Annotated in this window: 14 protein-coding genes; 8 read left to right on the top strand and 6 right to left on the bottom strand. The window is 64.0% G+C overall.

All coding sequences use genetic code 11. From position 1 onward, the window contains the following. Positions 1-13 precede the first annotated feature (13 nt). The 7 genes from C5N93_RS24690 (at position 14) to C5N93_RS24660 (ending at position 6539) form a co-directional block, all read left to right on the top strand. Positions 14-1546, top strand: coding sequence for a sensor domain-containing diguanylate cyclase (locus tag C5N93_RS24690; protein WP_242561311.1), 1533 nt, complete (start codon positions 14-16; stop codon positions 1544-1546). Between the two features lie 357 nt (positions 1547-1903). Next, entirely contained in the window at positions 1904-2890 is a 987-nt protein-coding gene (locus C5N93_RS24685; protein ID WP_242561310.1) for a BON domain-containing protein, read from the top strand. A 256-nt stretch (positions 2891-3146) separates the two neighbouring features. Further along, positions 3147-3509, top strand: coding sequence for a BON domain-containing protein (locus C5N93_RS24680; protein WP_242561309.1), 363 nt, complete (start codon positions 3147-3149; stop codon positions 3507-3509). Positions 3510-3775: 266 nt separating this feature from the next. Then, positions 3776-4198 carry a PRC-barrel domain-containing protein gene (locus C5N93_RS24675; RefSeq protein ID WP_347403326.1) on the top strand — a complete coding sequence of 141 codons (423 nt, stop codon included), beginning with the start codon at positions 3776-3778 and terminating at the stop codon, positions 4196-4198. Positions 4199-4529: 331 nt separating this feature from the next. After that, positions 4530-4685, top strand: coding sequence for a DUF3309 family protein (locus tag C5N93_RS24670; protein ID WP_083254058.1), 156 nt, complete (start codon positions 4530-4532; stop codon positions 4683-4685). Between the two features lie 22 nt (positions 4686-4707). Beyond that, positions 4708-4947, top strand: coding sequence for a ChaB family protein (locus C5N93_RS24665; RefSeq protein ID WP_150720099.1), 240 nt, complete (start codon positions 4708-4710; stop codon positions 4945-4947). Between the two features lie 467 nt (positions 4948-5414). After that, the gene (locus tag C5N93_RS24660) at positions 5415-6539 is read left to right on the top strand and encodes an MFS transporter (protein WP_240493618.1); all 1125 of its coding nucleotides are present in this window, start codon (positions 5415-5417) and stop codon (positions 6537-6539) included. On the opposite strand, the gene C5N93_RS24655 is transcribed toward C5N93_RS24660, so the two are convergent. The 6 genes from C5N93_RS24655 to C5N93_RS24630 all read right to left on the bottom strand — a co-directional run bounded on the left by C5N93_RS24655 (position 6437) and on the right by C5N93_RS24630 (position 11373). Then, entirely contained in the window at positions 6437-7876 is a 1440-nt protein-coding gene (locus tag C5N93_RS24655; protein WP_242561307.1) for an MATE family efflux transporter, read from the bottom strand. The two genes, C5N93_RS24660 and C5N93_RS24655, sit on opposite strands and share 103 nt — an antisense overlap. A gap of 246 nt (positions 7877-8122) precedes the next feature. Continuing rightward, a complete protein-coding gene (locus C5N93_RS24650; RefSeq protein ID WP_242561306.1) occupies positions 8123-8734 on the bottom strand; it encodes a DUF2239 family protein in 612 nt (203 codons plus the stop codon). A gap of 145 nt (positions 8735-8879) precedes the next feature. Continuing rightward, positions 8880-10175 carry a HipA domain-containing protein gene (locus tag C5N93_RS24645; protein ID WP_242561305.1) on the bottom strand — a complete coding sequence of 432 codons (1296 nt, stop codon included), beginning with the start codon at positions 10173-10175 and terminating at the stop codon, positions 8880-8882. Between the two features lie 69 nt (positions 10176-10244). Then, positions 10245-10532, bottom strand: a complete 288-nt coding sequence (locus C5N93_RS24640; protein ID WP_240493616.1) for a helix-turn-helix transcriptional regulator — start codon at positions 10530-10532, stop codon at positions 10245-10247. Between the two features lie 123 nt (positions 10533-10655). Then, complete coding sequence (gene arfB / locus C5N93_RS24635) at positions 10656-11072, bottom strand: alternative ribosome rescue aminoacyl-tRNA hydrolase ArfB (protein WP_069343416.1); 417 nt, start codon at positions 11070-11072, stop codon at positions 10656-10658. 127 nt (positions 11073-11199) lie between these two features. Then, the gene (locus C5N93_RS24630) at positions 11200-11373 is read right to left on the bottom strand and encodes a hypothetical protein (protein WP_242561304.1); all 174 of its coding nucleotides are present in this window, start codon (positions 11371-11373) and stop codon (positions 11200-11202) included. Positions 11374-11733: 360 nt separating this feature from the next. Here C5N93_RS24630 and C5N93_RS24625 point away from each other — a divergent pair, with 360 nt between their 5' ends. Then, entirely contained in the window at positions 11734-11982 is a 249-nt protein-coding gene (locus tag C5N93_RS24625; protein ID WP_242561303.1) for a hypothetical protein, read from the top strand. The last annotated feature ends 11 nt before the right edge of the window (positions 11983-11993 follow it).

The following is an 11993-nucleotide window of genomic DNA, read 5'->3' as shown; positions in this document are numbered from 1 at the left end:
CGCAAGGATGCCGATGCATCGGTTGCAGGCACGCATTTCAGTCGCGGTGAGTACAGCGGTGCGTTGGGTGTCGCGCACGCCGACGCTGATTGTCTGGAGCGGCGTCGGGATTTCCGTGCTCCTGACGGCGGTCGCCGTGGCGCTGCTTTACGAGGGACGTCTGCTGGTGCTCGCGCGCGCGGCGGACAACCAGCGCAACATTGCCGAGGTGATGGAGCGCGACCTCGAACTCAACTTCCATGTCTACGAGCTTTCGCTCGACGCGGTCGTGAAGCTGCTCGCGCGGCCTGACGTCGAGGCGCTCACGCCTACGTTGCGCCGCGAACTGATCTTCGAGCGGGCCGGGGCGTCGCGTTACATCGGCTCGCTGGTGGTGCTCGATCCCGCCGGAAACATCGTCATCGACGCCGAAAGCGAATCGCCGCGCCCGTTCAACTTCTCGGATCGGGATTACTTCAAGGTGCATCGCGATAACCCTGCGGTGGGGTTGTTCGTCAGCGGCTTCCTTCAGTCGAGACTTCGTGCCAATGCGCCGACGATGGTGCTGAGTCGCCGGATCACGCGTCCGGACGGCTCGTTCGGCGGGGTGGTGTCGCTCGCGGTGGATACCGAGTACTTTCGCCATCTCTTCGACCACATCGAGGTCGGGCGCGACGGCGTGATCCTGCTATTAGGCAAGGACGGCGCGATTCTCATGCGCAAGCCGTTCGACGCCAGCGTGATCGGTCTCACGATGGCGCAGACCGGGCGTTACGAAGCACTGCCGCCGGGGCGTGATGACCACAAGATTTACCCCATCCGCTTTCTCGGTCGCGACAGTCTGATGTCGCGACGCTTTCTGAGTAATGTGCCGTTGACGTTGATCGTCGTGACGTCCAGCGACGAGACGCTGGCGCCATGGCACAAGCGCGTGATCGAATTCGGCGGACTGTTTCTGCTGCTCAACATCGGGTTCGTCATCACCTCGACGCTGCTGGCCGCCCAGCTGCGGCGGCGCTTGCGAGCCGAGCGAGAACTGAGTCTGCTGGCCCGGACCGACGGCCTGACGGGCCTCTCGAACCGTCGCTCGCTCGACAAGATTCTCGCCAGGGAGTGGCGGCGCATGCGTCGCGCGGGACATCCGATGGCGGTGGCGTTCGTCGATATCGACTGGTTCAAGCGATACAACGACACGCATGGCCACCAGGCGGGCGACGCGGCGCTCGCCGCGGTGGCCGGGGCGATTGGCGGGGCGCTGCAACGACCGTCCGACGCCGCCGGGCGCTACGGCGGCGAGGAGTTCATCGCGGTGCTCCCGGACACGGATGCGCTGGGCGCACAGCGGGTTGCGGAGGGCATTCGTCTGGCTGTCGACCGGTTGAACCTCGCGCACACTTCAAGCGACTTCGGCCATGTGACGGTGAGCGTGGGTGTCGCGAGTCGCACCCCGCAGGGCGGGGAGACGGTCGATGTCCTCGTCAAGGCGGCGGACGAAGCGCTTTACCGGGCGAAGGAGACCGGGCGCAATCGCGTCATCGTGGCGTCTGACGCAGACACGGCTGCTTAGCGGCGTATTTCCGAAATAACCCGTGCCGCCGCCGTGCGGCAGTTCGGTGCGGGCTCCGATCTGTAGGAATTGTCCGATTCTCTGGCGATGGCAGACGCAATCGTCGCGCGCGCTCCCCTGTTTTTCCTCATCCCCCCAGTTCCCAATGGACCTCAGAAGACGACGCCAAGTCGTTGATTGGTAGGTAAATTTTCATAAAAAAACGTCATTCACCAATGGGGCGAGGCATTTTGCCAGCGTCCGCCTACACGTCTTTCAGATTCCGCCGATTCGCCGAATGAAACCGGCTCTCTACAATCGTTTTCAACAAGTCCGGTGCGAGTCTCAATAGCACGGATTGCAGCCAAGGAGTCTGTCATGGCGAAGCGTATCCCCCCGTCGCCAACGTTGCCCGCAACGCGCAAGGCGGCGCACGACAAAGCGAAGTATGCGTCGGAGCATCAGCAGCACGCGTTGACGCACGAAGACGGAGACGCCGAGACGAGCGGTGCCCCAGCCTCGGCCACGCAGGCCTCGGAGGACACAGGCAAGGCGCAGACGCACGAGGCCAAACAGTCGTCCGAGCGTGAAGCGCAAGCGGCTCGGGCGCACGATCAGCGTGATCCGAAATGGTTGGGTGCATCGGCACCGAAGGGGCGTGCGACAGCGGGTAGCAGGACGGATTCGACTGGGGATGCCGGCGGTCACGGGTATGCGCCCGAGATCGCGCACGGTGAAGAGAGCGGTTATGGGCCTGCGGATGCCGCGCCCGGTGCGCATCCGAGGTTTGGTCGGCAAAGTGCCTACGGGCCACACGACGACTATGCAGGTACCGGACGAAATGCGTCGGATGCCGCACCGCAGCTAAAGAGTCCATCGAAGGCGCGTCGAGTCGAGTGGCCGGAAGGCACGGTCGGGGCGCAGGAGATCGAGAACGTTGATGACATAGCGGGCGAAGCCGGTCTGGCATCAGGGAGTCGGGGCCGTAGCGATGAGGGTGGCAGTGTCGGGAGCAGGGAACGAGGACATGCGAGCGCAGGCGCAGAAGGCCAGTCGCAAGAGACGACAAAGGTTTCGGTGCAAGCCCGCTCGCGTGACTCGTCAAGATCCGACCCGGCCATTCACGACGACATCCGCAAGACGTTGTCCGCTGCCGTCGATCTCGATGTCTCTCACGTCGAGGTGACCGTCACGTCCGGTCTGGTCTTGCTCACCGGCTTCGTGCCGGAGCGTTGGATGCAGCATGTGGTGCAAACGGAGGTGTCGAAGGTCGAGGGCGTGCTCGGCGTCGATAACCGCTTGCACGAGAGACGGATAGAAGCGATGAGCCGGCCCGGCGAAAGTCAGACAGGGCACAAGATTTGATGTCGTACGCACGGGACAGGCGTAACGACGCGTTGCGAGAAAACGGTTAACGCGAATCGCAAAAGGATACCCGGCATTGGCGATGCGACATGCATCGGCGGTGCGGGTCACAGGGCAAGACCGAGCATCTCCGGGCGAGGGGATGTATCACCTAAAACTCGGTTGTCGTATGGGCGCCGCACATCGGAATGTGCAGGAGGTGACGCCCCGAAGCAGCAATGCTGGCGATGCGACGACTCATTTCGGGAGGTCGAAAATGAAACAATCCAATCTGCTCAAGCTCGTCATGGCGGGCGCACTTGCAACGACGGGGATTGCCGCTCATGCACTCGATCAGGGCGGGATCATCAAGATTGCCGATAACGCCAGCGCCAGCAGCGTGATGAGCGATACCGGCCGCAAGATCGACGATTCGGCGCTGACGGCGAAGGTCAAGGCCGAACTGCTCGCGAAGAAGGACGTGCCGTCGACCAAGGTTCACGTCACCACCCGTCACGGTGTGGTGCATCTCACGGGTTCGGTGCCGCAGTCGGCACAGAAGACCCTCGTCGAGGATACGGTCAAGGGCGTGGACGGTGTCGTCGACGTCAAGAACGATCTGAAGGTATCGGCCAAGTAACGGCCGGCACATGGTATGCGGTCGATCGTCGACCGAAGTCGACCGCAACGCCAAAGTTTGCAGAACGCAGCGTCATCACGCCGGTATCGACGGTGCCACCGCATCGTACTGATAGCACGTGATGGCGCGTAGAGACCGCACTCTCGCCCTGTCGGCGACGCGCCATCCGATGACATCGATGACAACGATGTCGCTGGATAGCAGGTGTCCCGACGTCATCAGCGAAGGAGGAAGGAATCATGACTATGCAATCCGGCCGGGGCCAGATGCCCCAATCAGGTCAATCAGGTCAATCGGGTGCCCGCATTGTCGGCGCGTCACACAAGCTGCCCGATGGTCCGGGCCCGTCGGTGATGGCTGCCGACACGCTCGACGCCGAAGACGTGGTGAACCCCTCGGGCGAAAGCCTCGGGAAGGTCAAGCACATCATGCTCGACGTCCAGCGCGGCACGGTGGCCTATGCCGTGTTGTCGTTCGGCGGCTTTCTCGGGATGGGTGACAAGCTGTTCGCCATTCCCTGGCATGCCTTGCAGCTCGACGTGGAGAACAAGCGCTTCATTCTCGACATCGACAAGGACGCCCTCAAGAAGGCGCCGGGCTTCGACAAGGACCACTGGCCGAGTATGGCCGACATGCATTGGGCCGAGCAGGTGCATACGTATTACACCGTCGACCCTTATTGGCATTGAGCCAGACGAGGACTTGCTCATGCCGAGCCAGATTCGCCATACCGAAATTCGCCGGCTGACGCAGGCCCCCCGCCTGTATGCCCACCTGCCTGAGCCCTTCGACCCGGGCAAACCGCCGGGGACACCGCCGCCGAAGTCGCCTCCCGACGAGAGCGACCCGACGCCGATGCCTCCACCCGACCGACCGCTCGATCCGCCAGTGGAAGAGCCGCCACTCCGGCCCCCTGGCAAATACGTCCGATAGGTACGTCGCGGTCGTCGGGTCATGGGGCATCGATTGGCAAGTGTCATCGAGGGCCATGCACCGTCGGCTCGGCAAGGGAGGAAAGTCATGCTTGGCACCATTTTGTTGATTGTTCTGATTTTGTTGTTGGTTGGCGCGTTACCCGCCTGGCCGCATAGCCGGGGATGGGGTTACTACCCGTCAGGGGGTATCGGGCTGATCGTGCTGATTGTGGTGTTGCTCGTGGTGATGGGGCATATCTGACCCCGCACAAGGAGAACCCGTCATGCCGTATCGACAGACACATGAATTGCCGGCCAGCGTGAAAGACCACCTGCCGGCGCACGCTCAGGAGATCTATCTCAAGGCATTCAATTCCGCCTGGGACGAATACAAGGATCCCGGAGAGCGGCGCGGTCATGAATCGCGCGAGGAGACGGCGCACAAAGTGGCATGGAGCGCTGTGAAACAAACCTATGAAAAGGATGACAAGTCCGGTCAGTGGCATTCGAAGAAGCACCATTGACCGACGTTCCGGGGCGCACGGCCGACCACGCCGCAGCGCCCCGCAGACCCCCAATACGATTGCATTCGGTTCCCGCAACCGGAGCGCAACCGTAGCTTGCCGGCCCACCCACTGGGCCGGTTTTTTTTGCTCGGCGCTGTCCTGAAGCGTTGCCCGTCCGGGCATTGATTGTCGCAATATTGCGGTGCGGTGAAATACTTGTCGAATCGGTGCAAATTGCGCGTAATTGTGACGTTTTGATGATGTTGCGTTGCAGTATTGCGCCTGCACGAATTGCAGGGTTGGCGTAAAATCGGCGTCTTTGGACGGACGTGCACCCCGTGCCGCCGCCCGACAAACTTCGCCAGTCCCCCACTGGCTGCCCTGATCGAATTCCCATGAGTGCCCCCCAAATCCTCCCCGCCGAGGCGTCCGAAGCCTTGCCGTCATCGTCCATTCCCGTGTGGTTGTCGTTCGTGGCGCTCGCCATGGGCGGTTTCGGTATCGGGACCGGTGAGTTCGTGATCATGGGCTTGTTGCCTGACGTCGCCAAAGGTCTGGACATCACCATTCCGCAGGCGGGGCACGCGATCAGCACGTATGCGCTGGGTGTCGTCATCGGTGCACCGGTGCTGGCGGTGCTTGGCGTGCGTCTGCCGCGTCGCGCTTTTCTGATTGCGTTGATGGCGATGTTTGCCGTCGGCAACTTCGCGAGCGCCATGGCGCCGGGCTACATCTCGCTCATCATTCTGCGATTCCTGAGCGGTCTGCCGCACGGCACTTACTTCGGTGTGGCGGCGCTGGTCGGGGCATCGCTCGTGCCGCCGCATCGCCGCGTTCACGCGGTAGGCCAGGTGATGCTGGGGCTGACGCTCGCGACGCTCTTCGGTGTGCCGATTGCGGCCGGTCTCGGTCAGTGGCTCGGCTGGCGCGCCGCGTTCGTCATGGTCGGCGTGATTGGTGCTTTGACGGCGTTGCTCGTCTGGCGCTGGATTCCGGACGCTCCCGCGCCACACGGCGCCAGCCCGCTGCGCGAACTGGGTGCGCTGCGCAATTCGCAGGTCTGGCTCACGCTGGGCATCGGGGCGATCGGCTTCGGCGGTATGTTTGCCGTATTCAGTTACATCAAGCCGACGCTCATGCAGGTCGCGGGCGTGCCCGAAACGTGGGTGCCGTTCTATCTCGCGCTCTTCGGTGTCGGCATGGTGGGCGGCACGATCGTGGGGCCGCGTCTGGTGGCCGCCGCGTCGCTCATGCGCGCCATTGGCGGCACGCTGATCTGGTCGGCACTGTTGCTGGTCGCTTTCACGTTCACGTCGGCGAACCCGTGGCTGGCTGGCGCCAACGTGCTGGCCATCGGCACGATCATCATCATCGGCCCGGCGTTGCAGATTCGCTTGATGGACGTGGCCGGCGAAGCACAAACGCTCGCGGCGGCGCTCAATCATTCGGCGTTCAATATGGCCAATGCCGCCGGCGCGTGGCTCGGCGGCCTGGCCATCAGCGCGGGTTACGGCTGGACGTCGACCGGTTGGGTCGGTGCCTTGCTGTCCTGCGCAGGCATGGTCATGTTCTTCTGGGCGCGGCACGACGCGCGCCGGAAAGCCCGATAACACATCCCCTGCATCGCCAGCATGGCGATGAACGCGAGCGGATACGCCCACCAGATACCGGTGAGTCCGGCGATCCGCTCGAACATCCACGCGGCAGGCACTTCGATGCCCAGCAGTCCGATCATGCCAAGCAGCGTCGGCACCCACACCTTGCGGCTCGCCCGCATCGCACCGGTCAGGATGGCCGTGGTGCCCATCACCAGCACACTCCACGCCACGATGTAGAGCAGGTGCGTGGCCAGTGTCCGCACGTCGGGATCGGTCAGGAACCCATGCAGGATCGTGGGGGCAATCAGATAGACCAGGATGACGAGCGTGCCGGTCAGTCCGAGATTGCACAGCAGGCCGGTGCATACGATGGCGCCGATGCGTTCGCTGCGTCCCGCGCCGATGGCGTGTGCGCAGAGGATCGATGCGGTGATGCCCAGCGTCATGACCGGAAGCTGCAACCAGCTCATCACTTGCGTAACGGCCCCATACGCCGCCGTCGCATTCGCCCCGTGGCGATTGATCATGCTGAGCAGCGCCATTTCCGCCATGGCCATCGTCAGCATCTGAATGGCGGTCGGGACACCGATGTGCAAGATGCCGCGAGCGAGCGCCGGATGCCATCGCAGGGCATGCCAAAGCTCGCGATTGGGCGCGAGCGGATGGCCTTTGCGTCGCCAGTACATCCCCATCCAGATCAGCGCAACCGTGAACGCGAGCAGCGTCGAGGCCACGGCACTTCCCACGCCGAGCGCCGGGAAGGGCCCCCAGCCAAAGATGAACGCCGGTGTCAGAACCAGTGAGAGCAGCGTGGCGATGAGCAAGGCGAAGAGCGGCGAGAGGGCGTCGCCCGTGCCACGGCTCATCGATGTCGTCAGCCAGAGCAGGAACACGATAGGCATGCCGATGAGCATGCCGCGTGCGTATAACGTGGCGGCATCGAACACGGGTTCCGGGGTGCCGAACGCTTGCATGAGCGGCGTGGCGAACATGCCGCCGAGCACGCTGATGACGACGCCCGCACCGAACATCATCACGAGCGCCGTGCCCGCAATGTGGCGCACGCGAATCAGATCCTTTGCCCCCCACGCCTGACCGATCATCACCGTCGCACCGGCCGACAAGCCGATCACGATCGAGAGAAGAAAGAAGAAGACGGGGAAGAACGCGGAGACGGCTGCGATGGCATCGGTGCCGATCAGGTGCCCGAGGTAAATGCCATCGACCGTGCCGGCGAGCGACTGAAGCGCGTTGGTCAGCATCATCGGCACGGCGATGAGCAACCAGGTTTTCCAGAGCGGCCTGGGCGGCTGTGGCGGTTGAGCGGGGGCTGCGGTGGATGGCGTCATGATTCCTTTTCCTTGGTGAACGCGGTGAATGAAAACGACAGGCAAAGCGGGGCCCATCCGGGACGGCGGTCCGCCCGGTGAGTCGTAAAATCAAAGGGTTAGCGGGGCTGGCGCAAGATCGTCAGGGCGTGAGTGTCCGAGCGCTTCAGGGCGTCCTGAAGCGCTGCGGTCGACGAAGACGTTGCGTCGTCCTCGTCCCTTATGCCTGGGTGAACTTGCGCGCGGGTCGTGCGCGCCCGGTGTGGCTTATGGTGTCGCGTCGGTCAGATCGCCCGTGGACGTGAGACGCATAAGGTGCGAACGCACGTCTTCAGGCCATTCGGCGATGCGGGTCTCAAGCGCTCCGAAGTCGCTCGCAAAGAGGGCGCGAGACGCTTCTTCGAATTGCGGCAGATCGCCGGCGATCGTCGACATGAAGCTGTACGCGCGCTCCTGGGCGCGGCGCAGCATGTCGCGCTCGGCGTTGGCGCGGCGCGCCTCGTCGATGAGTTTGCGCAAGGCGACGGAGGCGCCGCCCCGTTGCTCGGCGAGCCAGTCCCAATGACGCGGGAGCAGGGTGACCTCGCGGGCGACGACCCCGAGCTTTGGACGGCCGCGGCCTTTGGGGGCGTCGTCGGATTCGGGCGCTGCGTCCGGGGTGACGGCCTCCGGAGCGGGATATCGCGTCCGGATGTCGGCGGCGGTACCCCGCACGTCGACGTCGCGTGTGTCGCCCGTCAGGTTGTCGAAGATGATGACGGACGCGTTAGGGTCGGCGAGCATCGCCTGCTGGAAAGCGATGGCGGCGTCGGCAAGCGAACCGGCGGCAATGCGGCGCTTGTCGCGAAAGACGGTGTAACCCAGCGAGGAATGTGTCACGGCAGACTCCGGTAACGATGACGTAGTGTCGATACCGGCGAATAATACCCGGGTGTTATTTGAATTGCAATATTATCCGGGTATTAATTTTGATAGGTGCGTCAATCAGGTCGGCGAGACCCATGGCGCATTCGGGGGCGAGGGATCAGGCCGTCAGCGCCACACCGCCGTTCAGGCGTTCGAGCACGGTCGCGCGCACGGCATTCGGCGCATCGTCGAGTAATGCGGGCCAGTCGGCTTGCGCATCGCGCACCGTCTCGCGTGCGATTGTCATTAGTCGGCCGACCCGCAGCAGCCCCGCGCCCTTGAGCAGCGCTTCGAGCGCCGGCCAATCGAAGGCACGCAGCGTTTTGTCGATGGCGCGGTTCACACCGTAGTGCGATGGCGGCACGTCCTGGAAAAACGCAGCGACGCACACCGGATCGTAGACCGGTGCTAATTGCGGTGTCTGTGCATCGGGATAAATCAGCGCCCAGTTCTTGAGATGGGCGTCGGTGTTGCCGAGCAGGATGAACGCGATCAGGCGGCGCAGAAATTCGCGCACATCGCGTACCGGCTGTCCCGACAGTTGATCGAGCACGCGCAGCATGGTGGTGTAGTCGATATCGAGGCCACGCCCGTATTTGCTGCGTGGCGGGTATTGCAGCACCTGCGCGAATTCTTCCATATGGAGGCGTCGCCCATCCGGCAGACGGTCAAAACGCGGCACCGCGAGAATGTGCTCGAACGGCACCTGCTCCGGCAGATCGGCATCGTGGCGAGAGATGATTTCGGCCTGCGCGCAATCGAGCCCCAGCGCTCCGCACAGCCGGTAGCCCGTGAATTCGTTCTCGACGAGATCGGGGTGGCGCGTAGTCGGCAACTTGAGGATGACCGAGCCTGCCCGGCCCCGGCGCTTCACGATGTAGCGGCGCCCGTCGCGGATCGCGGAGAACTTCGTCACGACACCGGGCAGCGACGCGGCGTCTTCCACCGGCGTATCGACGAAGCCCGGTTCGACCATTTCGAGGCCCAGCGCCGTATGCCAGCGGTGCACGACATCGGGCACGCCTTCGCGCGCGGGCACGGGTTCGACTTCGAGTGCGCCCATCAGGTCGTGCCCGGCGGCGGCGAGCAGTTCGAATTCGTCGTCGGGACTGCAATGACGTTCGGCCGCGAGACGTTCGCGATTGTGGCCTTCCGGCAGAAGGTTCTCGAAGTACACCGGCCAGCGGCCGTCGGTTCGAACGAGACGCACGTCCTGCGGTGACGCCAGAATTTCGCGCGTCGCCGTTTCGTTGGCGCCGCGATAGGCGAGCGAAAGCACAGGCCGCCGGGCGTCGGCGATGTAGTCCTCGTCGAACGACATCCGGAGAATGTCGCCGTACTGCGAGAGATAGCCGATGGGGCGGCGTGTCCCGTCAGGCTGATGCAGATACGCGCGTAAGTATTTGATATTCATGGCGAGAGTCCCTGTCGGTCGGTGCGGTCGGTGGCGCTGCGCAAGTGGCGATGTGCCCTGGACGCGGCGCTATCGACCGAGCGTTTCGACGATGGAAGGCGGGGCGGACACACCGCTCGGCTGCGCCAGGAACTTGCCGCCGGAGCGAAGGAAGGCTTCCACCTCCTGTTGAAGGCCGGCGGGCACGAGCATGGGCTCGAGGCCGAGGGCGCGTGCCATTTCAAGCAGTGTCGACAGACGCGGGTCGAGTGCGCCGGACTCCATTTTCTGCACGGTCATGCGAGACAGCCCGGCGCGATCAGCCAGCTCGGCCTGCGTCAGTCCGGCGTCTTTGCGTGCCGCAATCAGGGGTTCCATAAAGCTCATGATGATGCGCTTTTTGTGAGAAATGATGCTTTATATTAGCATTTCTCAGGCGCGGTATTGCTGAAATGCTAATTTAAATTAGCTTTTACGGGAAAATGCCAATAAAAATAAACATTAATCGTCGCGGCTCGCGTGGACTTTGCCGCGCGAGGCTTTGACACGTGAACGGACCTGCTTGGCGTCTTTGCGACGCACCTGACTGGCCAGCGTGGGACGCGTGGCCACGCGACGCCGCGGCGCGACGGCGGCGGCATCGACCAGCGCTTGCAGACGGGCAAGCGCGTCGGCGCGATTGAGTTCCTGCGAGCGATGCTGCTGCGCTTTGATGACGATCACGCCGTCCTGCGTGATGCGGTGATCGAGACGGGAAAGCAGACGTGTCTTGACCTCGTCGGGGAGCGACGAGCGCATTACGTCGAAGCGAAGGTGAATGGCGCTGGAGACCTTGTTGACATTCTGCCCGCCCGCGCCTTGTGCGCGCATGGCGGTCAGTTCGATCTCTTCGGGGGCAATGAGAATGCGACGGTTCATGGGCGCAAGCATAACGTTCTCGCCATGTCGTCCACAAGCATGCGGGTGTGCCGGGGGAGGGACGGCGCCGGCTTGCGTCTCCGGCGCCGTAGAAGTCAGGGGATCGATGGAGGATTGAGGTTGCGTCTCAATGAGGCGCCGGCACTACGACGAACTGGACGGTGGTGCCGGAGTACACCGGCTGATACCACGTCGAGCCGCAGCGCTGATAGGCGACGTTATTGACCACGGTACCGACGCAACTGGGCGGTAGCGACGCCACGGTCGAGCCGATGATGGCGGCAGATACGCCAATCGTCACGGCTGCGGCGACCGGGTCATACCATCCTCCACCCCAGCCCCAATAAGGCGGTGGCGGTGGCGGTGGTGGAGGGGGTGGGGGCGGGGGAGGATGTGGCCCTGGCCCCGGCGGTGGTCCCGGTGGATGTGGCCCCGGCCCTGGCCCCGGTCCGGGAGGTGGTCCCGGGGGATGGGGATCCGGTCCGGGTCCCGGCCCGGGCGGTGGTCCGGGTGGGTGCGGCCCGGGACCGGGATTCGGCGAAGGACTTGGTCCGGGCCCGGGGTTCGGGTGCGGGCCCGGGCCGGGTTGTGGTCCCGGCCCCGGCGGCTGCCCACCGGCGTGGGATTGCCCGCCGCCATTTGGCGGGCCAGCGGTATTGGCATGCGCCGGCATGCCGCCTCGTGTGGCGCCGCTCAGATTGCCCTGATGGGACGCGCCGCCCCCCTGAAAGCTGCCGCCGTGGAAACCGCCGCCACCGCCGTGAAGGCTGGTGCGCGCACCGCCGCGAAAACCGAAGCCATGGCTGGCCGTCGACGTCAGCACAAGTACCGCAGCGGCGGCCAGACAGGTGGCACGGGCCACGGCAGCGATGCGTGGTTTGCGCGAATCGGCTGTGGCCGTTGGGCGTGAGGTCGTTCGCA

Origin of the sequence: Pandoraea sp. LA3 (assembly GCF_022696215.1) — a bacterium.
GTDB lineage: Bacteria > Pseudomonadota > Gammaproteobacteria > Burkholderiales > Burkholderiaceae > Pandoraea > Pandoraea capi.
This window is presented reverse-complemented; position numbering and strand designations above follow the sequence as displayed.